Genomic DNA, 26,071 nt, shown 5'->3' with positions numbered 1-26,071 from the left:
TGTCCACTCTGCCCGCTCTGGCTGCTCTGGCCACTCTGCCCGCCCTGGGACGGATAGGGATAGGGATTCGACTGCGGTTGCGGTGATTGAGACTGGGGCGACTGCGACGCGGGCGGCTGCGAACCCGGGGGCTGAGGCGGCCCGGCCGGATGCCCCGCCTGCGGCAGGCCCTGACCGCTCGACGCCCCGGGATACCCTTCCGGCTGCGGCGCGCCGCCGGGCGCGGCACCCGGATAAGCACCCGGGTACGGCTGCTGCCCGGCCGACGGACCGGGATAGGGCCCCGGGGCGGGATACCCGCCCTGCTGCGGCTGCGCGCCCGGCTGCTGCTGCGCACCAGGCCCCGAACCGGAATACCCACCCGGCGGCTGCTGCCCACCGGGGTACCCGTCCGCCTGCGGTTGAGGTCCAGCCGGGTACGCGCCCGGCTGCGGCTGCCCACTGGGATACGCGCCCGGCTGCGGCTGCGCACCGGGGTACCCCCCGTGCTGCGGCTGGGACCCGGGCGGCGTTCCCGGATACCCACCCGGCGGCTGCTGCCCACCGGGGTACCCGTCCGCCTGCGGTTGAGGTCCAGCCGGGTACGCGCCCGGCTGCGGTGGCGGCCCGGCGTACCCACCCTGCTGCGGACCGGCAGGGTACGCACCCGGCAGCGGCGGACCGTACGCACCGGGCTGTAGCGGTTGAGCCCCCGGCGTGCCGGGCGGGAGTCCCGGTCGTGCGGCGGACGGCTGATAACCGGGCGGGGCACCGAACGGTGAGCCGGGCTGTGAACCAGGCGGCGGGCCGAACGGTGACGCAGGCTGAGGACCCGACTGGGGACCAGGCTGAGGACCCGACTGCGAGCCAGGCTGGGGACCCGACTGTGAGCCGGGCGGCGGGCCGTACGGGGGCGGGTAGGGCGGAACCCCCGGCTGGGGGTGCGGGTACGGCGGCAGTCCCTGCCCGGGGCGGTCGTCCCGGGGAGGCGTCGCGCCGGGCTCGACGGGGGCGTCGTCACCGCTGGTCATGGGGGTCTCCTACAGATGCTGAGCGGGAGGTCACCCGAGCCCGATGCCGACGAGTTCGGCGGCGCGCTCGGCCGTGCGCCGGTCGGCGGGGGTGACCGAGGGGTCACCGTTGCGCCGGTAGGCGACCTCGACGATGAGATTGCTGAGGCGGAACCAGACCGTGGCCCCGGTGGTCCCGGTGGCGGGGTCGGAGGAGTCGCAGGTGAAGGCCTCGTCGGCGATCCCGGGCAGGTCGCGCGCGGCGGGGCACCGCGCGGCCCGCTCCGCCGCGAGGTCACGGGAGGCCGCGGCCTCCCCGTCCCCATCGGCCGGCAACCGGTATCCGACCGTGATCGTCCCGTCGTGGCCGGTGGCGTGCTCCTTCCACTCGCATCGCCCCTCGGCGGCGGGTCTCCCACGCGGCGTGGCGCCGAGGACGTCGCGGATCTGCTCCGTGGTCAGGCTGCGGCAGGCGTCGGGGACGCCGTCGAACCGCCCCGAGCCGCCCTGTTTCCCGGACACGAGGAACCAGGCGCCCAGTCCCGCCGCGAGGCCGACGACGACCACCACCGCGGCGATCGCGACAAGCCGCCACATTCCGCCGGGCCGGCCGGCGGGTGCCGACGGGGAGGCCGGCGGCGCGGCGGCGGCGTGCAGGGCCTGCCGTACGACCTCGGGCGGCGGGCGACGCGCCGGGTCCTTGTCGAGCAGGGCGAGCACGATCCACGTGAGCACCCGCGAGGCCCGGGTCATGGGCCGGGGCTCGTGGAGCAGGACGGCGGCGACGAGCGCGGCCGCCATGTTGCGGTGGAACGGCGGCTCCCCCTCGACGGCGGGGTAGAGCGTGGCCCCGAGGGACCACAGGTCGGAGGGCGGCCCGTCCGGCTCGTCGCGGAACCGTTCCGGGGACATGTAGTTGGGCGACCCCGCCGAGCTCTGCCAGGAGTTCCCGGTGCGGCCGACCGGTGCGGCGATCCCGAAGTCGGTGAGCAGCGCGCGGCCATCCGGCCCGATGAGGACGTTGGCCGGTTTGACGTCGCGGTGCAGGATGCCCCGGGCGTGGGCAGCCTCCAGCGCGTCGAGCACGGCCAGCCCGATCTCGGCCACGCGCTCGGACGCGAGCGGCCCGTCCTCCCGGATGATCTTGTCGAGGGAGCGGCCCGGCACCAGGTCCATGACGATCCACGGCTGCCCGGCGTGCCCGACGACGTCGTGGACCGTGACGATGGACGGGTGGGTGAGCCGCCCGGCCGCCCGGGCCTCCTCGATGGCTCTGCCGAGGAAGTCGGCGCGCTGCCGCTCGTCCAGGTCCGGCGGGACGTGCAGCTGCTTGATCGCCACCTCACGCCGCAGCAGCTCGTCGTGGGCGCGCCAGACCGTGCCGCCGCCGCCCTCGCCGAGCGGTTCGGCGAGGCGGTAACGCCCGGCGAGCACGTCCACGGTCAGGCCAGCTCTCTCAGGCCCTCGGCCGCCGCCGAGGCGGCCGAGACGGCCCGGTCACGCAGGTCGGCCGGGGAGCTCACGTCGAGATCGGCGAACTGGAGCCGCAGGACGAGGTCGCCGAGCCGGAAGTACACACCCGCGGCCTGTGCCTTGCCGTCGGGGGTGGTGAGGTCGAAGGCGAACGCCTCGTCGGCGACGTCGGGTGTGTCCCGTGCCGCCGTCTCGATGACCTGGGTCCTGCTGTCGAGGCCGATCTCGTACCAGAGCCAGCTCGCGTCGCGCGGCCCCGAGGCGTACTGCCTGCGCAGCCCCTCCATCAGCGTCTGCGCCGCCGCCGTGTCGAGTTTCCACGGCTCGGGGGTGTCGGAGTCGGTCTCCGCGCTGAGTTCGATGCCGCTGCCCTTCACGGTCCACTGGCAGCTCGTCTTGCCCGGCCGTGGCTGCGCCGCCGCGCCCAGAACGCGCCGCACCTCCCCGGCAGGCAGCGCGCGGCACAGGTCCACGGCGCCGTTGAAGGTGGGCGAGACCCGGTGCACGGGGTCGCTCGGCCGTTCGTCCGGCCCGGCGGAGAGCACGACGACCGCCACGGCGGCCGCGACGCCGGTCAGGGCGACGGCCCCGGCGGCGTACCACCACCGGGGAGTCCGCTTGCGCGCCTCGATTCGCAGGCCGCGCCGGGAGTCGAGGTCGGGCACGCCGCCGTCGGCCACCTGCCGCAGCAGCCCGAGCGCGGTCGCCGCGTCGGGGCGGGCGGCCGGTTCGCGCGCCATCATCCACAGCAGCACCGGGCCGAGCGGTCCCGAGAGCACCGGCGGACGGGGAGCCTGGGTGAGGGTCGCCCGGATCACCTCGGAATGCCTGCCCTGGTAGGGCGCGACGCCCTCGGCGGCCGTGTAGAGGGTGGCGGCGAGCGACCACAGGTCGGAGGCCGGGCCGCCCGGCTCACCCGCGAGCCGTTCCGGGGCGATGAATCCCGGTGAGCCGACCATCAGCCCGGCCTCGGTGATCGACGCCTGGTCGGCCGGACGGGCGATGCCGAAGTCGGTGAGAAGCACCCGGCCGTCGGCGGAGAGGAAGACGTTGCCCGGCTTGACGTCCCGGTGCTGCACGCCCTCGGCGTGCGTGGCCGACAGCGCGTCGAGCAGGCGGGCGCCGAGGTCCGCCACCTGCCGGTACGGCATCGGCCCGTACGCGGTGATCTGCCGGGCGAGATCGTGGCCGTGCCGCAGCTCCATGACGATCCACGGCCTGCCGTCCTGGAGGAGCACGTCGTGGAGCGCGACGATCCCGGGATGCCGGACGCGAGCGGTGACCTCCGCCTCGCGCATGACCCTGGCGATCAGCTCGGCCCGCTCGCGCTCGCCGAGGCCCTCGGGGAGGCGGAGCTCCTTGATCGCGACCTCGCGGTCGAGCACGGAGTCTCTGGCCAGCCACACCGTGCCCATGCCACCGGAGCCCAGCGGGCGTACGAGGTGGTATCGCGAGGCCAGCGTCCCCCTCAGCGATTCGGCCATATGGGGGAGAATAGCGAAAGCGTGATTGATCGCCCGACGAAATCCTTCCCAGGCCCCGTGATCGACGCATAATGGGGGCCTCCAGAGACGGACCGCCTCGAAACGGAGGGCGAGTTGCTCGCCACCAGCCCGTTACGACCGGACGATCGGGAGCGGCTCGGTGACTACCGGCTGCTCGGCCGGATCACCGAGACCGCACACGCGGTGGTCTACTCCGCTGAGGCGGACGCGGGCGGCCATGTGATCGTCACCTTGTATGACGTGACGCTCGGCGACCCCGACGCCTTCCTCCTCGCGGTGGACGCCGTACGGCGGCTTCCCGCCTTCCACCTCGTGCCCGTCCTCGACGCCGGCACCAGCGGGGGCAGGCCCTACGTCGTGACGGAGCCGGTTGACGGGCCCACGCTGTCCGAGGAGGTGGCCGCTCGGGGGCCGCTGCCGGAGCCGGCGCTCTACCGGTTCGCCGTCGGGACGGCGACCGCGCTGGTCGCCGTCCACGAAGCCGGAGCCGTGCACGGAGCGTTCGGCCCGGACGCCGTGATCCTGACCCCGGACGGCCCTCGCGTGACCGGCGCCGGCATCGCCCCGCTGCTGAGACCGGCCGCCCCTCCCGGCGACGCCGCCGCTGATGCCAGGGCCGATCCAGGGGCCGATCCAGGGGCCCACCCAGGGGCCCACCCAGGGGCCCATCCAGGGGCCGACCGCGGCGCCACCCTGCCCGTGGACCTCGACGGGCTGACGCCGGAGGAGCTCGCCGGACGGGCCACCGGGCCGCCTGCCGACGTGTTCGCCTGGGCGGGCGCCGTCGTCTTCGCCGCCACGGGACACCGGCCGTTCGAGGCGGGCTCGCCCGCGGCCGTCGTCACCAGGGTGCTGCACGGCGAACCGGACCTGTCCGCGCTGGAGGAACCGCTGCGGAGCCTGATCGCCGGATGCCTCGCGAAGGACCCGGCGGCCCGCCCCACCGCCTCCGACGCCCTGCTCACGCTGGTCGGCCATTCCCTGCTCACCGTCCCCGTCGACCGCGGCCCACGCATGGCGCTTCCCGCCGCCGCGTCCGGGGACGATCGCGGCGAGCCCGGCGGCACGGACGCCGCACCGGCCCCGCAGCGGCCCGCGGCGGGGTCCGCGGCAGAGTCCGCGGCAGAGTTCGCGGCAGGGTCCGCGCGAGGCACACGGGCCCGGTGGAGGCGGCCGGCCCTCGCTCTCGCCGGGCTCGTGATCGCCCTCGCCTCGGCCGGCGGCGGCCACGCGCTCGCGCTGCGCCAGGCCGCCGCGACCGGCCCGGTCACGACGTCGCCGCCGCCGGTCGAGATCGTCTCGGCCGCCGCCGACCCGCCCACGCCTCCCGCCGCCACCACCCGCCTGAAGGTGCCCGGCGTACGCATGATGCTGCACGAGAGCCCTCAGGACGCCGTACGGATGACGGGCTACCGGGTCGGTCCGGACACCTACCTGCGGACGGGGGACGCGTTCGAGAAGCTGGAGACGCCGGACGTCGAGCCGCTCGTTTCCCCAGGAGGGGCCTGGCTCGCGCTTGTCCTGGCGAAGAAGGGGTCCGTCGAGTTCCGCGACCAGCGCGGCGGAGAGCGGTTCACCCTCGCCGCGCCGGCCCCGGACGGGAAGCTCGACCGGCCCGTCTGGTCTCGTGACGGCGCCCGGCTCCTGCTGTCCGTCATGACCGGAAAGAACACCCCCACGGGCTTCGTGGTGCTCGACCCCGCCACGCGGACCTCGTCGTACGTGGACACGCAGGACGAGCACGAGCAGGGGGTGGGTTCCTACGCGTGGCTGCCGGACGGATCGGGAGTCGCCGTCGGCCACGCCACCGGCTCCGGGCACGGTGTCCGGTTCCGCGACCTCACCGGACGGCAGACGCGCGACCTGCCCTGGGTGGGTCCGGGTGTCGGCCGCCGTCTCTTCTCCCCCTCAGGGCGGCTCTTCGTCACGTACTGCCCGAGCGGCGGCACCCTGTGCCTGTGGGACACCGCCACCGGCGTCCGCAGGCACTCGATCGCGATCTTCTTTTCCGGCGCCGTGTTCCTCGGCTGGTATGACGACGCGCACCTTCTCCTGATCGACCCGACCCGGAAGAACCACGAGGTCGTCGTCATGGACGAGCGGGGACGGCAGCAGCGGGTGCTCGCCGAGATCGCCCCGGCCGACGACGCCGACGACCTGATCTTCTCCTACACCCCCTTATCCGGCACCCCCTTATCCGGCACCCCCTTATCCGGCACCCCCTCCTCCGGCACCCCCTTCTCCAGCACAGGGAGCTGACCGATGCCCCCCGTCGCACCGCCGGGTCCGGGCGACCCGGCCGCGCTCGGTCCCTACCGCCTCACCGGGCGGCTCGGCGAGGCCACGTACACGGCCATGTCCCCCTCCGGGGAGCGGGTCGTGGTGAAGCGGTTCCCCGCCACGGCCCGTCCCGGCCCGGCGCGGCTGGAGGCGCTGCGGCGAGCCGCCGTCGTCGGAGCCGCGCTCGTGGTCGGCTCCGGCCCGGACTACGTGGTGACCGAGCACGTGGACGGGCCGTCCCTGGAGGAGGACGTCGCCGCCGAGGGCCCGCGTTCCGGCCCGGCGCTCCACCGGCTGGCGATCGCCACGATGACCACGGTCGCGGCCCTGCACCGCGCCGGGCTGCGTGCGGGGCACGTGCGGCCCGACCGGATCGTGCTCGGCCCTGACGGTCCCCGTCTGCTCTGCGACGGCTCCGCCGCGCCCAACCCTCTCCTGTGGAGCTCCCCCGAGGAGGCCGCCGGCGATCCGGTGGGCCCGCCCGCCGACGTGTTCGGCTGGGCCGCGACCGTCGTGTACGCGGCGAGCGGGCGGGCCCCCTTCACCGAGGAGGAACGCCTGGCCCACGGCGCGGCGAACCTCGACCCGCTCGACGGCGACCTGCGGCAGCTCGTCGCCGACTGCCTGGCCGCCGAGCCGGGCGCCCGGCCCCGGGCCGAGGAGGTCCTGCTTCGCCTGATCGGGCACTCCGGCGGCCTGGACACGCTGATCCCCGAGAAGATCCCCGAGTGGATCCCCGAAAAGCTGTCCGAGGCCGCGCCGGCCGCGGAAGGGGCGCGGGAAGCGCCCACGCAACCCTCCGGCCGGACGCCCACGTCCCGTGCGGGCCGTTCGTGGCTCACGCTCGCCGCCGCGGGGACGGCCATCGCGCTCGTGTGCGGCGGCGGAGCGTACGCCCTGACGCCGCGCGAGGCCCGGCAGCCGCCCGCAACCGCGACGACCGCCACGACCGATGCGATCGGCGTGACCGGCGCCGCTCCGGCCTCCCCCGTGTCCGCCGCGTCCGCCGCGTCCACCGTGTCCACCGTGTCCGCCGTGTCCGCCGGTGCGTCACCCGGGCTCACGCTGCACGAGGAGCCGGCCGACCCCGTGATCCTCACCTCTTATCACGCCGCGGCCGACGGGCGGACCGACCTCGCCTACGCCCGGCTCCCCCAGGGCGGCTTCACGGCGGTCGGCGGCGACGTGGTCCTCGCGGAGGTGTCCCCCGGCGGCAGATGGCTCGCCGTGCTGAACTCGCTCTACGTGGCCGAATCCGAGCGCCAGTCCATCGCGTTCACCGATCGGCGGACCGGCGAACGGTTCACCGTCACCGGCCTGGGCTCGCCCTACATCTCCTCGGGCCCCCAGTGGTCCCGGGACGGCGCCCGGCTGCTGCTCACCGTCTACGACTACGGCAAGGGCACGGACGCGGTCTATCCGGCCGGGTTCCTCGTGGCCGACCCGGCGACCCGCCGTGCCCGCTTCGTCCAGACGGCCAACGCCGAGGACGCCCAGGCGCACCTGGCGCTGCCGGAGTCGGCGCGCGCCGTGGGCTACTTCCGGTGGATGCCGGACGGGGCCGGGGTCATCGGCCCCTACACCACACCCGAGCAGGCCCTCGGCACCCGGGTGTGGGACCTGTCCGGGCGGCTGCTGCGGAGCATGCACTGGACGGGGCCCTCAGTCGGCGCGGGCGACGTGTTCTCGCCGTCCGGCCGCCTGTTCGCCACCACGGGGTGCGAAAAGCGCAACGCCGTCTGCCTGTGGGACACCGTCACGGGCGAACGCGCCAGGACGGTCCCCGGTCACGAGGGCGGCGGCGTCCTCGGCTGGTACGACGAGGAGCACCTGATCGTGAGCGAGCCCGCCGGCGAGGACCGGGTGCGTGCGGTCGTGACGGATTTCAAGGGCAGGGGGGTCAGGGTCCTGGCGGAGGCCCGGAAGCGTCCGGACAAGCCGGTTCAGTTCTCCTTCACCCCGCGCTGACCGCCATGCCCGGCGCCGTCTCTCCCCCGCGCCCCGGCGATCCGTCCGAGGTGGGCGGCCACCGAGTCCTGGGCAGGCTCGGCTCCGGTGGACAGGGCGTCGTCTACCTCGCGGAGTCCGGGCGCGGCGAACGGGTCGCCGTGAAGGTCCTGCACGCCACCGGCGACCCGGAGGCCGACGCCAGGTTCCGCCGGGAGGCGGAGGTGCTGCCCCGGGTGGCGTCGTTCTGCACGGCCCAGGTGCTCCAGGTGGGCACGGCGGACGGCCTGCCGTACATCGTCAGCGAGTTCATCGAGGGCCCGACGCTGCAGCAGGCCGTGGCGGAGCGGGGTCCGTTGCGTGGCCAGGAGCTGCGGCGCCTGGCCATCGGCACGGTGACCGCTCTGGCGGCGATCCACCGGGCGGGCGTCGTCCACCGTGACCTGAAGCCGGCCAACGTGCTGCTGGGCCCCGACGGCCCGCGGGTGATCGACTTCGGCATCGCCCGCGCGTTCGGCCCCGGGAACGCGGTGGAGATCACCGGCGAGGGAGTGCTGGGCACCCCCGCCTACATGGCCCCCGAGCAGTTGCGGGGCGCACCGCCCGCTCCGGCCGCCGACATGTTCGCGTGGGCGGGGGTCGTGGTGTTCGCCGCCACCGGTGTCCCGCCCTTCGGGCACGACACGGTCCCCGCGATCATCCGCCGCGTGCTGACGGAGGAGCCCGATCTCGGCGCGCTCGACGGAGACCTGCGCGAGGTGGCGTCCGAGTGCCTGCGGAAGGATCCCGCCGCCCGTCCGGCCGCGGCGCAGGCACTGCTCCGGTTGCTCGGCCGCCCCGCCGAGGACCCACGCCCCGCCGAGGACACGGCCGGGCTCCTCCATCGCGGCTCCGACGCCGCCTCCGGCCGTCCGGAGAGCGCGGAGGACGAGGCCGCCGTGCCGGGCGGCCGAATCCAGCGCGGCCGAATCCAGCGCGGCCGAATCCAGCGCGGCCGAATCCAGCGCGGCGGGGAAAAGGACGGCGGGGAGAAGCGGACCAGCGTGCGGCGCGCGGTCGCGGCCGCCTGCGCGGGAGTGGTTCTCAGCGCGGGCGTGGCGGCCTACGTGGCGACCCGCCCTGACGTGCCGCCGCCGCGCCCCCGTCCCGCCCTGAGCGGCCCGCCCGCGCCGGTCGCGGACCGCGTCGCCGTGCCGGAGCTGCGGGCCACGCTCTACGAGGCGCCCGGCGACCCGGTGCGCGTCACGTCGTTCCTCGTGCAGACGGGTCCGTTCAGTCAGCCCGCGTACGTCCGCGAGCCCGGCCGGGCCGCGTACGAGAAGCTCGACGGCCTGCTCGACCCGGTCGTGTCCCCGGACGGCAGGCTGGTCGCGGCGGTGGCGCAGACCCCGCAGCGCGTGTCGGACCTGCACAATCAGGTGCTGTTCACCGACCGCGGGACCGGTGAGCGGTTCTCGGTCCCCACGGTGGACCGTCCGCTCCTCGCGGGCTCCCCGGAGTGGTCCCGCGACAGCCGCCGGCTGCTGCTCACGGTCTCCGCCGAGCCGGACCGCGATCCCCGGCCGGTGGGCTTCGCGGTCGTCGACGTGCCGGCGAGGAAGGTGTCCTTCACCGAGGTCGAGGGCGAGGACGAGAAGAACGCCCCCGCGGCGGCCGCCCCGGTCTACCGGTGGACGCCCGACGGGTCCGCGGTGATCCGGCAGGCGGCCCCCGGGGCGGACGGCATCCGCGTCTACGACCTGGACGGGACCCCGCGCCGGACCATCGACGGCGTCCGCTGGACCGCCGACGCCGGCTTCTCCCCCTCCGGACGTCTGCTCGCGGCGCTGTGTCCCGGCGATGACCGGCGCGCGTGCGTGGTGGACGCCGACTCCGGCCGACGCCGGGCGAGCCTTCCCCTTCCGGCCGACGGCGCGCTGTGGGGCTGGTTCAACGAGGACCACCTCCTCGTCTTCGACAAGGGCTCGACGCCCTGGCGGGTCCACATCGTCGACCTGTCCGGCCGGCGGGTCCGGCTGTTCGCCGAAATCACGGGCACGAAGGACACCTACTGGCTCCTGCACATCACCCCGGGCTGAACACGCTCTCCGAACGCGCTCTCCGAACCCGGCGCCCTGGCCCTGCACTCCGACCCTGCACTCTGACCCTGCACTCTGACCCTGCACCCTGTGCCCTGAACCGGCGCCCTGAACCGGCGCCCTGAACCGGCACGGACGCCCCACGCAGGTACGCGGGGCGTCCGTTGTCCGGGGCGTCCGTCGTTCTCGGCGGGGAGCCTCAGCTCAGGGCGAGGTCCTTGATCCGGACGTCGCCGCTGAACACCAGATACACGTCCTTCACGCCGTTCGCGCCGGAGACGGGAGCGGTCGCGGCGGCCCAGTTGTAGATCCCGCCGGTGGCGGCGACCGGGATCGTGGCCACCTTGGCGCCGGTCGGCGAGCCGAGGCGCGCCTCGATGCTCCCGCCGCTCGTGGAGGCCACCCCGGCCGTCACCGTGCGGGGCTTGCGTAGCTGGACGTCCTTGAAGGCGATCCAGCCGCCGTTCGCGCCCGCCACCGCGTCGCCGCGCACCTTGGTCTCGTCGACCAGGTGGATGCCCGAGTAGTCGTCGAAGTCGACCGCGCGGGTGGTCTTCGACAGGTCGCGGTGCGGGATGTTCTCACCCTTGACGTTGATCGTCGCCCGCTGGCGGATGTTCGCCGAGGACGACCCCACGAGCACGTCGTGGGTGGCGTTCTCGACGGTCCACTTGTCGCGCGTGACGTCCCAGAGCGCCAGGTCGCTCTTCTTGACGGTGAAGGCGACCGTCTTCGTCCGCCCCGGCGCCAGCGTCACCCGCTCGAACGCGCGGAGCTGCTTGACCGGCTGTTTCACCCGCGAGCGGTGCTGGTGGGTGTAGAGCTGCACGACCTCGTCGCCCGCCCGGGAGCCGGTGTTGGTCACCTTGACAGAGACCTCGTACGCGTCGCCCTTCTGGACGGCCTTGAGGCCCTGGTAGGAGAACGACGTGTACGACAGGCCGTAGCCGAACGGATAGAGCGGCTTGCCCTTGTAGTACAGGTACGTCCGATCCTTCTTGACGATGTCGTAGTCGAGGATGCCCGGCAGCTCGTCGGCCGACCGATACCAGGTCTGGGTGAGCCGCCCGGCCGGGTTGACGTCGCCGTACAGCACGTCGGCGAGGGCGTGCCCGGTCTCGGCGCCCGCGTGGGTGGTCCACAGGATCGCGGGGACGTTGTCCTGCTCCCAGTTGATGGTGGTCGGATAACTGTTCTCCAGCACCACCACCGTGTTGGGGTTGGCCGCCTTCACGGCCTTGACCAGCGCCTCCTGCCCCTCGGCGAGGTTCATGTCGGTGCGGTCGTGGTCCTCGCGGCCGTTGATGAACGGCATGCTGCCGACCACGACGACCGCCACGTCGGCGGCCTTGGCCTTGGCGACGGCGTCGTCCACGCCGCGCGAGACGATCTCCTTGGCGTAGTGCGTGGCCTGGTCGGCCGTGGTCAGGCCGAGCGAGCCGTCGGCCTCCGCCTTCACATACTTGCCGGGCCCGAACCAGTCGTAGGCCGTCTCGTAGCCGGCGTACCGCAGCAGGACGGTGCCGTCCGGCTGCGGCTCGAGCGTGAACTGCTCCTGCACGAACCAGCCCGACGGCTGGTCGGCGGTGTTGGCGAGGGTGGCCCAGTTGGCCCGGCTGACGTACTTGCCGTTGGCCACGCTGCGCAGCGTCAGCACGCCCTGACCCCAGTCGAACGCGTCGAACTGCTCGGTGTCGCCGAGGGCCGTCGCGCTCTCCTTGAGGTCACCGCCGGACGCGGGGGCGCTGATGTACCTGCCGGTCGCGACGTCCTTCAGCGCGATGCGGTCGACGCCCTCCGAAGACGCCACCGACGCCGCCCGCTCCTTGATCCCGTCGAGCGGGGTCACCTTGTAGGGCAGGCTGCCCGAATACCAGTCGGTGTAGAGCACGTTCGCCAGCGGGCCGACCACGGCGACCTTCTTGCCCGGCTTCAGCGGCAGCGTGCCGCCGGAGTTCTTCAGCAGCACCATCGCCTTGGCCGCGGTCTCGCGGGCCAGCTTCCGGTTCGCCGGGCTGTTGATCACGTCCTTGGTGATCTTCCCGTACGGCCCGCCGTCGGGGTCGAACTCGCCGAGCCGGAACCGGATGCCGAGCTGGTGCCGTACGGCGTTGTCGACGTCGGCCTGCGTGAGCAGCCCCTTCGACAGCGCCTCCTTGACCGCCGCGACCGTCGGCGCGCCGTTGGCGTCGTCCACGGTGAAGCTGTCGAGCCCCGCCTTGATCAGCGCGGCGTCGGCCTCGGCCTGGGTGGCGTAGTACTTCTCGGAGTTGACCAGGTTGTTCGGAGCACCGGCGTCGGTGACGTTGAACAGCGTGCGGCCGGTCCAGGAGCGGACCACGTCGTTCAGGTCGGGGTTGACCGTGTTGGGCCGGCCGTTGACGAGGTTGTACGACGCCATCACGCCGGTCGCCGCGTCGGCCTCGATGGCCGGTTTGAAGGCCGCCTCGTCATACTCGTGCTTCACCCGCGGGGGCAGCTCCGACGACGAGGTGTCGCGGGTGACCTCGTTGTTGTTGGCCAGATAGTGCTTCAGCGTGGGCGCCGTCTTCAGGTGGTCGGGATCGTCGCCCTCCAGGCCCGAGCCGTACGCCGCGGAGATGGCGCCGGTGAGCAGCGGGTCTTCGGAGTAGCCCTCCTCGTTGCGTCCCCAGCGGGGGTCGCGCAGCAGGTTGACCACGGGCGCCCAGAGGTTGAGCCCCCAGACGGTGGGGTTCTCGGCGTGGTAGCCGCGGGCCTCGTCGCCGACGGCCGAGCCGACCCGCTTGATCAGGTCGGTGTCCCGGGTGCTGGCCAGGCCGACCGCCTGGGGGAAGACGGTGCCCTTGGCGGTGACCACCGCGCCGTTGTTCGTGTAGTCGGTCGACCAGGCGACGCCGTGCAGCGCCTCGGTGCCCGTCTTGAACAGCTTGATGCCGAGGCGGTCGATCGCGGGGGCGTACTGGTGCAGCATCGCCACCTTCTCGTCCGGCGTGAGCCGGCCGAGAAGGTCGTCGACGCGCTGGGCGAGCGGCAGCGACGGGTCGCGGAACGGATAGTCGCCGGCCGCTCTCGCGGGGCCGGCGCCCAGGCTCAGTGCCAGAGCCAGGGCGGCCGACGCGGACAGCATCGCCGAACGGCGATGGGACATTGCGCCTCCAGGTCAGGTAGTGACGCGTGTATTCGGGGGTGCTACTTGATGGCGCCGACCGTGACGCCACGGGTCAGCGTGCGCTGGAAGATGAGGAAGAAGGCCACGGCGGGGACGATGCCGAGCAGCGCGGACGCGCTGGAGGTGGTGGCGTCCATCATCTTCTCGCCCTGCAGGACGCCCAGGGCGACCGGCACGGTCTGGTTGTCGTTGGAGATGAGGAACACCATCGGCAGGAAGAACTCGTTCCACGTCCAGATGAAGAAGAAGATGAGCAGCACCGAGAGGGTCGGGCGGCTGATGGGCACGACGATGCCCCACAGCGTGCGCCACCTGCTCGCGCCGTCGAGCTCGGCCGCCTCCAGGATGCCGCGGGGGAACTGCCCGAGCACCGACGACAGCAGGTAGGTCCCGAAGGCCGCCTGGATAACCGTGAAGATGAGGATGACGGCGAGCTTCGAGTCGTACAGCCCCACCTCCTTCGACAGGTAGTAGAGCGGGTAGACCAGCGACTCCTGCGGCAGCGTGTTGGCGACCAGGAACAGCACGAGGATCCACAGCCGGCCGCGGACCCTGCCGATGCCCAGCGCGTACGCGTTGAGCAGCGACAGCACCACCGCGGCGACCGCGACGACGCCGCTGATCAGGAAGCTGTTCCAGAGCTTCAGGCCGAAGTCGACGCGATTCCAGAAGTCGACGATCCCGTCGAGGTAGAGCCCGTGGGGCAGGCTCAGCGGGCCGTTCGCGGAGTATTCGGCCGGGGACTTGAACGCGTTGAGCGTGACGATGACGAAGGGGAAGAGCATCACGACGGCGAGCACGACCAGCGCCGCGAGCACGGCCCATCGTCCCGGCTGGCGGAAGGTGCGATCGGCGTTCACGAGCCACTCTCCTGGTCACGCTCCTGGCCGCCTTCCTGGACCCGCAGGAAGAGGAAGGTCACCACGACGATGATCAGGGCGAGCACGGTGGCGATGGCCGAGCCGTAGCCGACGTTGACCTTCTCGAAGAAGTTCAGGTAGGAGAAGTACGACGGCACCATGGTCGAGGAGCCGGGGCCTCCCCTGGTCAGCACGAAGATCGGTCCGAACACCTTGAGCGCCGCGATCGTGCAGGTCAGCAGCACCACGAAGATCTCCGGCCGGATCTGCGGGATCGTGATGTGCCAGAACCTGCGCCACCACGAGGCGCCGTCGATCTCGGCCGCCTCGTAGAGGGAGGGATCGACCCGCTGGAGCCCGGCCATGAAGATGACGACCGGGTAGCCGAGCTGGAACCACACCATGATCGCCATGACCGTCGCGAGCGCGATGTCGGGGTCGCCCAGCCAGTTGACCTTGATCCCGAAGATCTCGTTCACCGCGCCGTACGACGGGTGGAGCATCCAGCCCCACACGACGCCGGCCACCGCGACGGGCAGCACCTGCGGCAGGTAGAACGCCGCGCGCAGGGCCGAGGCCGTACGCCCGCCGAACCGCTTGGCGATGTAGTCGAACAGCGCTGCGGCGAGCACCAGGCCGATGATCGTCGGCACCACGGCCATCGCGATGATCAGTGCGACGTTGTGCTCGAAGGACACCCAGAAACGCTCGTCCTTGAACAACTTCGTGTAGTTGTCGAGCCCGATCCAGGTCGGGGTGCCGACGCCGGACCAGCGGGTGAAGCTCGTCGCCACGTTCATCAGGAACGGGACGACGATGATCGCGAGGAACAGCACCAGGCTCGGAACCAGGTAGAGCCAGTAGCCGCTCCTCCCGCGCGGGCGGGCCGCGCCCGCGACGGGTGGTGCCATGTGTGCAGACCTTTCCAGAGGGGGACCGGCGGCGGAGACCGGTCAGGTAGCCCCGCCGCCGGGGTCGGGGGGAGAGCGGGTCCCGCCGTGCTCAGGCCACCGGGACCCGCCCGTCACTAGTTGCCGATGTCGGCCAGGTTGTCGTCGTACGGCTGGGCGATCTCGTCCAGGACCTCCTCGGGCTTCTTGCTGCCGTTGATCAGTTCCTGGATGCCGGCGACGAGCACGTCGTAGTAGCCGGGAGCCGGCCAGTCAGGGTAGAAGGCCAGGCCGTCCTGCGTCGAGAGCTTGTTGAAGTTCTCGATGAGCTCCTTGTTCTGCGCGTCGGTGATCGCCGCCGGGTCGGCCGCGACCGGGACGCCGCCCGAGTTGCCGAGCAGGTTCTGGATCTCCTTCTTCATCGTGATGTCGATGAAGTCGTAGGCGAGGTCCTTGTTCTCGGACTTCTCGGGCACGACCCACAGGTTGCCGCTGGATCCCGGGGCGAACTGGCCGGGCCACAGGAACGAGCCCCACGTGAAGTCCTTGATCTCCGCCTGGAGACGGCCGAACCACCAGCTGCCCGACACCATGATCGGGAACTTGCCGCCGATGAACGCCACACCCATGTCCTCGGCCTTCATGCCGGCCGAGTCCTTGCTGATGTAGCCCTTGTTCACCCAGTCGGAGAAGGTCTGCGCGGCGTAGGTGAACTGGGGCCCATGGAAGTCGACCTTGCCCTTGTAGAGCTGGAAGGAGTCGATCCAGGACCGGTCGGCCTTGTTCAGCGCGAGCAGGTAGAACAGCTGCTGGGCCGGATACTCGGCGCCGGCCATGGCGATCGGCGTGGTGCCCTTCTTCGCGAACGCGTCGAGCGCGGCGGTGAACTCGTCGAACGTGGTGGGCACCTTGATGCCCGCCTTATCGAACATGTCCTTGTTGTAGTAGACCATCACGTACTCGCCGTAGTTCGGCACGCCGAACCACTTGCCCGAGCCCATGATGCCGCGGTCGTCGTACTTCGCGGTGGTCTGCAGCGACGGGCTGAGCAGCTTGTCCCAGCCGCGCTTGGTCGCCTCCTCGGTCAGGTCGGTGAGAAGGCCCTGCTTGGACAGCAGGCCCGCGGTGGCGTTGCCCTTGTTGTATTCCATGATGTCCGGGGCCTGGTCCGAGTTGAGGACCATGCCCGCGGTCTTCTGGATCTGCTCGAAGCCCTTCTCCTCGAACTTCACCTTGACGCCGGGGTGGCCGGCCTCGAAGTCCTTCATCGCCTGCGCCCAGGCGGTGCCCATGGCGCTGTTGCCGGTCTCGTAGTGCCAGAGGGTGAGGGTCCTGCCCTCGGCGGAGCCGCCGCTGCCACCCGAACCATCCGAAGAGGAGCCGCCGCACGCGGTGAGCGCGAGCGCGGCCGCGGCCAGCGCCGCCACCGCCACGCTCCTGCCTACTCTGAACATGGTCTTTCTCCAGGGGGTTTCTAGTTGATGACGACCGGGGCGCCGGGGCCGACGAACTCGACGCCGTCGATCTGCTTGGGGCCCTCGGCGGTGACGACCAGCCGGTCGCCGTCCCGCACCGCCGTGACCGTCGTGTCCCCGTCCAGGTCCCTGATCGTCGTACGGCTCTCGCGCTCCGGCAGGCCGAAGGCGAGCAGCGAGACCCGCGGGTCGTCGGCCACCGTGTCGCCCGGCTCGGTGACCGGGATCAGCGAGCCGTGCCGTACGAACAGGGGGATCTGGTCGAGCGGCGGCGACACCGTGACGTAACGCCCGCCGTCGACGGTCTCCCCCGTCCAGTAGTCCACCCACACCCCCGAGGGCAGGTAGACCTTCCGGGTGCCGTCGGCGGAGGTCATCGGGGCGACGAGCAGGTCGGTGCCGAGCAGGTACTGCAGGTCGGCCTGCCAGGCCACCGGGTCGTCCGGATAGTCGACGCACAGGGCGCGCAGGATCGGCGCGCCCGTCTCGGCCGCGGTGACGGCCGCCGAATAGATGTACGGCATGAGCCGGTAGCGCAGCCGCAGCGCCTCGATGGCGGCCTGCTCGGCGTGCGGCGGAAACTCCCAGGGCTCCCGGGTGGTCGTGCCGTGGAACCGTACGAGCGGGGACAGCGCGGCGAACTGCGACCAGCGGATGTAGAGGTCCGGGCTGGGCGTGCCGGTGAACCCGCCCGCGTCGTGGCTCCAGAAGGGGATGCCGGACAGGCCGTGCGACAGCCCGCCCCTGATCGTGCTGCCCATCGCGGAGTAGGTGGTGTCGACGTCGCCGCTCCACTGGGCCGAGTGGCGCTGGCCCCCGAGGTAGGACGAACGGGCCCAGACCAGGCCGTGCCCGTTCACCTCGCGGGTCACGTCCGAGACGATGTCGTTGAACAGCAGCGTGTAGACGTTGTGCAGCTCGGTGCCGGTCATGCCGTTGAAGGCCACGGCGTCGGCGGGCACCCCCTCGGCGAAGTCGGTCTTGAACGCCGCCACGCCCTCACGCAGGCGCTCGCGCAGCAGACCCTTGAACCACTCCACCGCCTCCGGGTTGGTGAAGTCCACGATGCCGCAGGCGGGGTAGGAGCCGTGCCAGGTGTCGGCGACGTACGTCTCGCCATCGGGCCGCCTGAGGAAGTAGCCCTTCTCCGCCGCCTCCGCGAAGGCCGGGCTGAGGTGCGAGATGTAGGAGTTCATCCAGAGGCAGACCTTGAAGCCCTGCTCCTTGAGCGTGGCCAGCATGCCCGCCGGGTCGGGGAACGTCTCGGGGTCCCACTGGAGATCCGACCAGTGCCCGTCCGCCTGCCAGTAGCAGTCGAGGTGGAGCACGTCGCATGGAATGCCCCGCTCCCTGATCTTCCTGGCCCGCTCCAGCACGCGCTCCTGGCTGTCGCGGAAGAAGCCCGAGGAGATCCAGGTGCCGAACGCCCACTTCGGCGGCAGCTCGGGCCGGCAGGTCAGCCCGTCGAAGCGGTCGAGGACCTCGGCGGGGGTGGGGCCCGCGATCACGTAGTAGTCGATGAGGTCGTCGGGCACGATGATCTGCACGGCGCTGTGCGTCGACTGGCACACGTCGAACTCGACCGGCGTGCCGCTGTCGACGCAGATGCCGTACCCCCTGCTGGACAGGTAGAAGGGCACGTTCTTGTACGCGCGCTGCGACTCGGCGCCGAACGCGTCGAAATTCCACATGAGCGGGCGCTGGCCGCGCTTGTCGAGCGGCGTGAACGACTCGCCGAAACCGCCGAACGCCTCGTCGGCCGGGGCCACGAACGTCTCGTGATAGGCGACGGTTTTGCCGTCGACGGAGGAGCGGCCGAACGGCAGCGTGCGCAGCCGGCCGCTGATGTCGGGGTGGCCCGGGTCCTGCTCGACCAGCGTCCGGCCGGCCCGGTCGGTGAAGCGCAGCCTCCAGGGGTTCAGCCGCACCTCGGCCCGCAGCGACCCGGCGTCGACCACCACACGGCTGTGGTTCGCCTCCACGACGGCCCCGCCGTACTCACCGGGGGTGACCATCGAGATCGCGCGGGCAGACCGGGTGCGCGCGTCGGGATCCTCCGACAGACGCACCCGGATCACCCCCTCACCCGCGACCGTGATCTGCACGACGAGCGTCTCCTCGGCCGTGGTGGAGCCCTTGAGCGTCACGCCCTGCCCGTCGGAGGCCACCACCTCCGCGCTGGTCAGCGCGGACAGGCCCTCCTCGCCCGGCTCGCGCACCGGAAGCTCTGGAGGATCCGCCACGAAGAACTCGCGCGCGATCAATGGGGGACGGTACGGCATTGCGGCACTCCATCGGCTCATCCGGCGATTGTGGAGTTAGTTTGCCGTCCATCCCAACAAACGTCAATGGGTTGACAGGAGTCCGGATTTGTCCAAGTTATTCCTGTTTGTATCTGTTTGGGGTAATGTGACCGCAATCCCCCGTCAAGGTAGGTGACATGGACAGGTTCGTACACGTGATGCCGCTCGACGACGTGATCGACCACGAGGGCAGCCCCGAGTGTGTCTGCGGCCCGGGCGGCCAGCCCGTCACCGCCGCCGACCTCGGCGAGCCGGTTCCGCACACGGAGCGCGAGACCGTCATCCTCGGCTGGCCTCACCCCGCCGTCGGCGTGATCTACCAGCACCACCCGCTCAGCCCCTGCCACGAGTGGGAAGCCGTTCCCGAGTCCTGACCCCGCCCAGCAAAGCCGCCAATCACCGCCATTTTGGAGAACACGCGGCAATCGACAGACAACAGTCAGTAACGTCTCCGTCATGCCCGGTATCGATCACGAGCTGCCGCTCGAACTCATCCGCAACCGTCCAGCGGTGTGAGGACATGAACCGGCTGGACGCCTGGGCCCGCAAGGTCGCCATCATCACGACGGCCGACGAGCTGTTCGCCGAGTAGTCCTCCGGCCTGTTGAGACCGCCCCGTCAGACACCGAAGTTCCTGGCGGGCCGCCTGACTTGCGGAGGTGGCCGGACATCCGGGGTACAGCCCGGCGGACGGCAGCGGACTCCCCCGGGTCACCCGGCAGCGTGCCGCAGGTCAGGTGCGGCACGACGCCGGGGCGTCAGGTGCGGACGACCACGACGCCTCCGGCCGGCACCGTCGCCGAGCCGTCGTACGCGGCGCCGTCGAGCACGCCGGCACCGGTCACCCCGTCGACCGTCACCGGCGCGTCCGCGTGGTTGATGAGGAACAGGTGGTCGCCCCTCCGTACGAGCTCCAGCGTGTCGGGCAGGCCGCGCGGCCGGGACACGCCCGCGTGGTCGAGCACCTCCGCGACGAGGTCGCGCAGGCCCGACTCCCCGTCGAGCGCGGTGGACACATACCAGGCGCTGCCCGCTCCCAGGTCGTGCCGGGTGACGGCGGGATGGCCGGCGTCGGGCCCGTCGGCGAACTCGCGTACGGCTCCCGCACCCGCGAGCCGTACGCGCTCGGACCAGATCCGGCCCGTAGCCCCGGGCACCAGCGAGCCCGGCGAGCGCAGCGTGACGGTCTCGTGTTCGCGGAGCGGGTGGAACTCCTCGACTGCCACACCGAGCACGTCGCGCAGCCCCCCGGGATAAGGCCCCGGGTGGATGGTGTCGTTCTCGTCTACGATGCCGGAGAAGTACGACACGAGCAGATGGCCGCCCGCCTCCACGTAGAGGTGCAGGTTCTTCGCCGCCGCCTCGGCGAGCAGGTAGGCGCTGGGCGCGACGACCAGCCGGTACGGCGACAGGTCGGCCGACGGGTGCACGAAGTCGACGGTGACGTGCTCGCGCCACAGCGCCTCGTAGTAGGCCTCGATCCGTTCCCGGAAGCGCAGGTCGGCCGAGGGCCGCCACTCGAATTCGAGCGCCCAGTAGGACTCCCAGTCCCACACCACGGCGACCTCGGCGGTCACCCGCGCGCCCCTGACCTCCGCCAGCGCGCGCAGGTCCGCGCCGAGCGCGACCACGTCGCGCCAGATCCCGGAGTCGGTGCCGACGTGCGGCACCATCGCCGAGTGGAACTTCTCCGCGCCATATCGGGAGGCGCGCCACTGGAAGAACATCGCCGAGTCCGAGCCGCGCGCCACGTGGGCGAGGGTGTTGCGGCGCATCTCCCCCGGCCGTTTGGCCAGGTTGCGCGGTTGCCAGTTGACCGCGCCCGTCGAGTGTTCCATCAGCATCCACGGACGGCCCCCGGCGACCGACCGGGTGAGGTCGGCGGCCATGGCGAGCTCGATGTGCGAATCGGCGCGGGCCGAGTCGAGGTAGTGGTCGTTGGCCACGACGTCGACCTCCGCCGCCCAGCGCCAGTAGTCCATGGGCTTGCAGTTGGGGATCATGAAGTTGGTCGTGACGGGCAGGTCGCTGAACCGCCGGATCGTGTCGCGCTCCCTGCGGAAGCACGCGATGTGGGCGTCGACCGAGAACCGCATGAAGTCGAGCTGGAGCCCGGGAACCAGGCCCACCGGCGCGGCGACGGGCGGCTCGACCTCGTCGAACGAGCCGTAGATCAGCCCCCAGAAGGTGGTGCCCCAGGCTGCGTTGAGCGCGCCCACGTCCCCGTACCTCTCACGCAACCAGGCGCGGAACGCCTCGGCCGACGTCGGGCAGTAGCAGTGGGCGTTGGCCCAGCCGTATTCGTTGTGCACGTGCCACATCGCCACGGCGGGATGGCCGGCGTACCGCGCGGCCAGGGCGGCGACGACCCGCTCGGACGCGGCGGCGTAGTCGGGTGAGCTCGGGCAGAAGCTGTGCCGCGAGCCACCGCCGAGCACATGGCCCTCCCTGTCCACGAGCCGGCTGCCGGGGTAGCGGCGGCGGAACCACGTGGGCGGCGATGAGGTGGGGGTGGCGAGGTCGGCGTACACCCCGGCCGAGTGGAGCAGGTCGAGGATCCGGTCGAGCCGGGAGAAGTCGTATTCGCCCTCCCGCGGCTCGATCAGTCCCCAGTTGAAGACGCCGACGGTGACCAGGGTGACCCCGGCCTCGCGCATCAGGCGGACGTCCTCCTGCCACACCTCTTCCGGCCACTGCTCGGGGTTGTAGTCCCCGCCGTAGGCGAGCCCCTCGGGCAGGACGGGATATCCGGGCAACGTCTCCCCCTCGATTCTGCTTCTGTGAACGTGCACAGTAGCGCAGAACCGCCTCGCCGAGAAGGTACGAACGATCTGTCCTGATCAAGGCGGGTCGTTAACAACCACGTAACGACCATTGACAGCACAGTGGGCACCTTTCAGTCTGTGAACGCTCCCAGACATTCCAGCCTCCTGTCCCCCGCCCATCCGCCTGGAGGAACATATGCGCGTGAACCGGTTAGCAGTGGCGGCGGCCGCGATCCTCACCGCCACGCTCGCGACGGCCTGCTCGGGCGGCTCCGACGAGCCGTCCGCCCCCGCCGCGAGCCAGAGCGCGGCGCCGGCCGGCCCGGTGAAGCTGACCTATTGGACCTGGGTCCCGAACATGGACAAGATCGTCGCAGTGTGGAACCAGGCCCACCCCGACATCCAGGTCGAGGTCAGCAAGCAGGCGGGGGGCGACGACGCGGCGGCCAAGTTCCTCACCGCCGCCAAGGCGGGCAACCCGCCCGACCTGGTCCAGGCCGAATATCAGATGCTGCCCTCCTTCGTCGCCGCCGACGCCGTGGCCGACCTCACGGCCGAGACCACGCAGGTGAAGGGCGAGTTCAGCGACGGCATCTGGAGCCTGGTGACCCTCGGCACCGACGCCGTCTACGCGGTGCCGCAGGACAGCGGGCCGATGATGCTCTACTACCGCAAGGACCTGTTCGAGAAGTACGGCATCGCGGTGCCGAAGACCTGGGACGAGTACGCCGAGGCCGCCCGCACGGTGCACAAGAAGGACCCAAAGGTCTTCCTCGGCACCTTCTCCAGCAAGGACCCGGGCTGGTTCGCCGGCCTCTCCCAGCAGGCGGGCGCGCAGTGGTGGTCGATCAGCGGCGACGCCTGGAAGGTCGCGGTGAACGACGAGGCCACCAAGAAGGTCGCCTCCTACTGGGGCGGCCTGGTGAAGGAGGGCGTCATCGACGGCATGCCCTACTTCACCCCGGAGTGGAACAAGGCGCTCAACGACGGCAAGCTGCTCACCTGGCCGTCGGCCGTGTGGGGCCCGGGCGTGCTGTCGGCCAACGCGCCGAAGGGCAAGGACAAGTGGGCCATCGCCCCGCTGCCGCAGTGGAACGCGGGTGAGAACTACAGCGGCTTCTGGGGCGGCTCCTCCACCGCCGTCGCCGCCAAGTCGCCCAACAAGGCGGCCGCCGCGCGGTTCGCCACCTGGCTCAACACCGACCCGGAGGCGCTCGGGCTGCTGATCAAGGAGGGCGCGATCTATCCGGCCTCCGCCAAGGGCGCCGCGCTGATGACCGGCGCTCCCGACTACTTCTCCAGCCAGCCCGACTTCTGGCAGCAGGCCGCCTCCATCGGCGCCACGGCCCGCGGCTTCACGTTCGGCCCGAACGTCAACGTGACCTACAACGCGTACAAGGACGCCTTCGACAAGGCCGTCGCCGCCAAGTCCGACTTCGCCGCCGCCGTGCAGGCGATGCAGGACGCCACCATCGCCGACATGCAGAAGTCCGGCTTCACTCTCGCCCAGTGACCATGACGTCGCGGAACAAGAGCGCCCGCGCGCACCGCGCGGGCGCCGTGCCCTACCTGTTCCTCGCCCCGGCGATGGCGCTGTTCACGCTCTTCATGGCCCTGCCCATCGGCTACACGATCTATCTGAGCCTGCGGCGCACCAAGGTCTCCGGCCTGGGCCTCGGCAAGGGCGCCCGCAAGGAGATCTTCGCCGGGCTCGGCAACTACGCCGCCGCCGTCGGCGACGGCGAACTGTGGGCCGGATGGCTGCGCGTCCTCGCGTACGGAGCCCTCGTGCTCGTGCTGATGCTGGGGCTCGCCCTCGTGTTCGCGCTGATGCTCGACGCGGCGCACGTGCGGCTCGCCCGCCTCACCCGGATCTCGATCTTCCTGCCGTACGCCGTGCCGGGTGTGGCGGCGACGCTGATGTGGGGCTTCCTCTACCTGCCCAGCCTCAGCCCGTTCGGCGATCACCCGTTCCTGAGCGCCGACCTGGTGACGTTCTCGATGGCGAACGTGGCCGTCTGGGGCGGCACCGGCTTCAACATGCTGGTGCTCTACACGAACCTGCGGGCCGTGCCGCGGGAGTACTACGAGGCGGCCAGGATCGACGGCGCGAGCGAGCTGGGCATCGCCCTGCGCATCAAGATCCCGATCCTGGCGCCGTCGATCATCCTGACCACGGTGTTCTCCGTCATCGCGACCGTCCAGGTGTTCACGGAACCGACCACCCTGCGGCCGCTGACCAACACGATCAGCTCGACCTGGAGCCCCTTGATGAAGGTGTACCGCGACGCGTTCGTCACCGGCGACCTCTACTCGGCCGCCGCGACGTCCATGGTGATCGCCGCGATCTCCCTCGTGCTGTCGTTCGGGTTCCTGCGGATCGTCAAGAACCACGCGTTCGGGGAGGGCTGATGGCCGCCACCGCACTGCCGGGGACAGGCGGGCACGCCCGCCCCTCGCCGCGCCGCCCGCTGGGGATCGTGCCGACCGCGGTGCTCGTGCTGGGTGCGATCTACACCCTGTTCCCGGTGAGCTGGGTGGTGGTCGCGGCCACCAAGTCGAAGGCCGAGCTGTTCTCCACCTCGACCTTCGCGCCCGGCACCGGCCTGCTGTCCAACCTGGCCGACCTGTTCGCCTACCGCGACGGCGTCTTCTGGCTCTGGTTGCTCAACACCGCCCTGTACGCCGGGGGCGGCGCGGTGCTGTCGACCGCGGTGTCCACGATCTCGGGGTTCGCGCTGGCGAAATACTCCTTCCCCGGCCGCAATCTGATCTTCAATCTGCTCATCGGCGGCATCCTGGTGCCGTCGGTCGTGCTGGCGATCCCGCAGTATCTGCTGTTCTCCAAGGCCGGCCTGGCCGACACGTACTGGTCGGTGCTGCTGCCGCAGATCCTGCACCCCTACAGCATCTATCTGGCCAGGATCTACGCGCAGGCGGCGATCCCCGCCTCGCTGATGGAGGCGGGGCGGCTGGACGGCGCGGGCGAGTGGCGGCTGCTGCTCCGGGTGGCGCTGCCGCTGCTGACGCCGGGCATGGTGACGATCTTCCTGTTCCAGTTCGTCGCGATCTGGAACAACTTCCTGCTGCCGTTCATCATGCTGGGCGACGACCACAAGTTCCCGCTGACGGTCGGCCTCTACACCCTGCTCGCCGCGGGCGCCAACCAGCCGTCGCTCTACAACCTGATCATCACGGGCACGATGCTGTCGCTCATCCCGCTGATCGCGCTGTTCCTCACGATGCAGCGCTACTGGCGTACGGACCTGTCCGGCGGGGCCGTGAAAAGCTGATGGACGCGGGGGAACAGGCTGATCGGCGGGGGGACAATACGACCATGGCGAAACGTCCGACCATTCATGACGTGGCCGCGGCGGCGGGCGTCTCCCGTGGCACCGTGTCGCGGGTGCTCAACGACGACCGTTACGTGAGCCCCGCCGCCCACGCCGCCGTCCGGCGCGCCATCGCCGAGACCGGCTACATCGTCAACCGCAACGCCCGCAGCCTGGTCACCCAGCGGACCGGGTCGGTGGTCATGGTGCTGTCGGAGCCGCACGAGAAGGTCTTCGAGGACCCCAACTACAGCACCACGATCCGTACGGCGATCCGGCGGCTCGGCGACCGCGACGTCTCCCTGGTCATCATGCTGGCCGGGGACGACGGCGACCGTGACCGGGTGGTGCACTACGTGCGCGGCGGCCACGCCGACGGGGTGCTGCTGATGTCGACGCACGCGGGCGACCCGCTCGTGGACGAGCTGGAGTCGCTGCGCATCCCGGCCGTCGCCTGCGGCGCCGTCATCGGCAAGGAGAACGTGATCCCCTACGCCGCGGCCGACGACCGCGAGGGCGCCCGGCAGATGGCCCGCTATCTGGTCGAGCAGGGCCGCAGGAAGATCGCCACGATCACCGGCCCGATGGACACCCCGGGCGGCATCCAGCGTTTGGAGGGCTTCGCCGACGTGCTCGGCAGGAAGGCGTCCAAGAAGCTGATCGAGCACGGCGACTGGACCCAGCTCAGCGGCGAGAGTGCGATGGCACGGCTGCTCGAACGCACCCCCGACCTCGACGCGGTCTTCGTGGCCTCCGACCTCATGGCGGCCGGCGCGCTGTCCACGCTGCGGGCCGCCGGACGCCGGGTGCCCGACGACGTGGCCGTGGGCGGCTTCGACGACTCGTCGGTCGCCGCCACCACCCACCCGCCCCTCACCACGATCCGCCAGCCGCTCGCCGAGGTCGCGGAGGAGACCGTACGACTGCTGCTCGCGCTCATCGACGGGGGCGGCCCGGTGGAGCCGGTGATCCTGCCCACCCGCCTCATCGTGCGGGAGTCCGCCTGATCCGCGCCCCCGGGGA

Annotated in this window: 17 protein-coding genes; 9 read left to right on the top strand and 8 right to left on the bottom strand. The window is 71.5% G+C overall.

Annotated features, from left to right (window positions below; genetic code table 11):
- Nucleotides 1-149 precede the first annotated feature (149 nt).
- On the top strand, nt 150-680 hold the full coding sequence (locus FLV34_RS08765; protein WP_147942833.1) for a hypothetical protein: 531 nt from the start codon (nt 150-152) through the stop codon (nt 678-680).
- Between the two features lie 360 nt (nt 681-1,040).
- On the opposite strand, the gene FLV34_RS08760 is transcribed toward FLV34_RS08765, so the two are convergent.
- Together FLV34_RS08760 and FLV34_RS08755 are read right to left on the bottom strand one after the other, a co-directional pair.
- Complete coding sequence (locus tag FLV34_RS08760) at nt 1,041-2,429, bottom strand: serine/threonine-protein kinase (RefSeq protein WP_187280578.1); 1,389 nt, start codon at nt 2,427-2,429, stop codon at nt 1,041-1,043.
- A gap of 2 nt (nt 2,430-2,431) precedes the next feature.
- Nucleotides 2,432-3,946 (bottom strand): serine/threonine-protein kinase, encoded by a 1,515-nt coding sequence (locus tag FLV34_RS08755; RefSeq protein ID WP_147942831.1) that lies wholly within the window; start codon nt 3,944-3,946, stop codon nt 2,432-2,434.
- Nucleotides 3,947-4,060: 114 nt separating this feature from the next.
- Here FLV34_RS08755 and FLV34_RS08750 point away from each other — a divergent pair, with 114 nt between their 5' ends.
- Genes FLV34_RS08750 through FLV34_RS08740 form a run of 3 tightly spaced genes read left to right on the top strand, consistent with a single transcriptional unit; the run spans nt 4,061 to nt 10,272 of the window.
- Nucleotides 4,061-6,226 (top strand): protein kinase family protein, encoded by a 2,166-nt coding sequence (locus FLV34_RS08750; protein WP_147942830.1) that lies wholly within the window; start codon nt 4,061-4,063, stop codon nt 6,224-6,226.
- Between the two features lie 3 nt (nt 6,227-6,229).
- Complete coding sequence (locus FLV34_RS08745) at nt 6,230-8,215, top strand: hypothetical protein (protein WP_147942829.1); 1,986 nt, start codon at nt 6,230-6,232, stop codon at nt 8,213-8,215.
- A gap of 5 nt (nt 8,216-8,220) precedes the next feature.
- Nucleotides 8,221-10,272: a serine/threonine-protein kinase gene (locus FLV34_RS08740; RefSeq protein WP_147942828.1), complete on the top strand. Its 2,052-nt coding sequence runs from the start codon at nt 8,221-8,223 to the stop codon at nt 10,270-10,272.
- 199 nt (nt 10,273-10,471) lie between these two features.
- Here the strand turns inward: FLV34_RS08740 and FLV34_RS08735 are convergent, their stop codons facing one another.
- The 5 genes from FLV34_RS08735 to yicI all read right to left on the bottom strand — a co-directional run bounded on the left by FLV34_RS08735 (nt 10,472) and on the right by yicI (nt 18,930).
- Nucleotides 10,472-13,402 (bottom strand): glycoside hydrolase family 3 protein, encoded by a 2,931-nt coding sequence (locus FLV34_RS08735; protein ID WP_147942827.1) that lies wholly within the window; start codon nt 13,400-13,402, stop codon nt 10,472-10,474.
- A 41-nt stretch (nt 13,403-13,443) separates the two neighbouring features.
- Entirely contained in the window at nt 13,444-14,283 is an 840-nt protein-coding gene (locus FLV34_RS08730; RefSeq protein ID WP_260617126.1) for a carbohydrate ABC transporter permease, read from the bottom strand.
- Nucleotides 14,280-15,194 (bottom strand): carbohydrate ABC transporter permease, encoded by a 915-nt coding sequence (locus tag FLV34_RS08725; protein WP_147942826.1) that lies wholly within the window; start codon nt 15,192-15,194, stop codon nt 14,280-14,282. Before FLV34_RS08725 ends, FLV34_RS08730 begins: the two co-directional genes overlap by 4 nt.
- A gap of 116 nt (nt 15,195-15,310) precedes the next feature.
- Nucleotides 15,311-16,627, bottom strand: a complete 1,317-nt coding sequence (locus tag FLV34_RS08720) for an extracellular solute-binding protein (RefSeq protein WP_142645749.1) — start codon at nt 16,625-16,627, stop codon at nt 15,311-15,313.
- Between the two features lie 20 nt (nt 16,628-16,647).
- On the bottom strand, nt 16,648-18,930 hold the full coding sequence (gene yicI, locus FLV34_RS08715; RefSeq protein ID WP_147942825.1) for an alpha-xylosidase: 2,283 nt from the start codon (nt 18,928-18,930) through the stop codon (nt 16,648-16,650).
- Nucleotides 18,931-19,088: 158 nt separating this feature from the next.
- Here yicI and FLV34_RS08710 point away from each other — a divergent pair, with 158 nt between their 5' ends.
- Nucleotides 19,089-19,325: a hypothetical protein gene (locus FLV34_RS08710; RefSeq protein ID WP_142645751.1), complete on the top strand. Its 237-nt coding sequence runs from the start codon at nt 19,089-19,091 to the stop codon at nt 19,323-19,325.
- A 384-nt stretch (nt 19,326-19,709) separates the two neighbouring features.
- Here FLV34_RS08710 and FLV34_RS08705 read toward each other — a convergent pair whose 3' ends face one another.
- Entirely contained in the window at nt 19,710-21,707 is a 1,998-nt protein-coding gene (locus FLV34_RS08705) for a beta-galactosidase (protein ID WP_261985708.1), read from the bottom strand.
- 205 nt (nt 21,708-21,912) lie between these two features.
- On the opposite strand from FLV34_RS08705, the gene FLV34_RS08700 reads away from it, so the two are divergent.
- The 4 genes from FLV34_RS08700 to FLV34_RS08685 are packed head-to-tail and all read left to right on the top strand — an operon-like array spanning nt 21,913 to nt 26,055.
- Nucleotides 21,913-23,229 carry an ABC transporter substrate-binding protein gene (locus FLV34_RS08700; protein ID WP_147942824.1) on the top strand — a complete coding sequence of 439 codons (1,317 nt, stop codon included), beginning with the start codon at nt 21,913-21,915 and terminating at the stop codon, nt 23,227-23,229.
- Between the two features lie 2 nt (nt 23,230-23,231).
- Nucleotides 23,232-24,128, top strand: coding sequence for a carbohydrate ABC transporter permease (locus FLV34_RS08695; protein WP_142645874.1), 897 nt, complete (start codon nt 23,232-23,234; stop codon nt 24,126-24,128).
- Nucleotides 24,128-25,009: a carbohydrate ABC transporter permease gene (locus tag FLV34_RS08690; protein ID WP_147942823.1), complete on the top strand. Its 882-nt coding sequence runs from the start codon at nt 24,128-24,130 to the stop codon at nt 25,007-25,009. The genes FLV34_RS08695 and FLV34_RS08690 overlap by 1 nt, the downstream gene beginning before the upstream one ends.
- Nucleotides 25,010-25,053: 44 nt before the next feature.
- On the top strand, nt 25,054-26,055 hold the full coding sequence (locus FLV34_RS08685; protein ID WP_147942822.1) for a LacI family DNA-binding transcriptional regulator: 1,002 nt from the start codon (nt 25,054-25,056) through the stop codon (nt 26,053-26,055).
- The last annotated feature ends 16 nt before the right edge of the window (nt 26,056-26,071 follow it).

Source organism: Microbispora sp. CSR-4, from assembly GCF_008033685.1.
GTDB lineage: Bacteria > Actinomycetota > Actinomycetes > Streptosporangiales > Streptosporangiaceae > Microbispora.
Note: the sequence above shows the minus strand (reverse complement) of the source record. Positions and strands in the feature narration are given on the sequence as shown.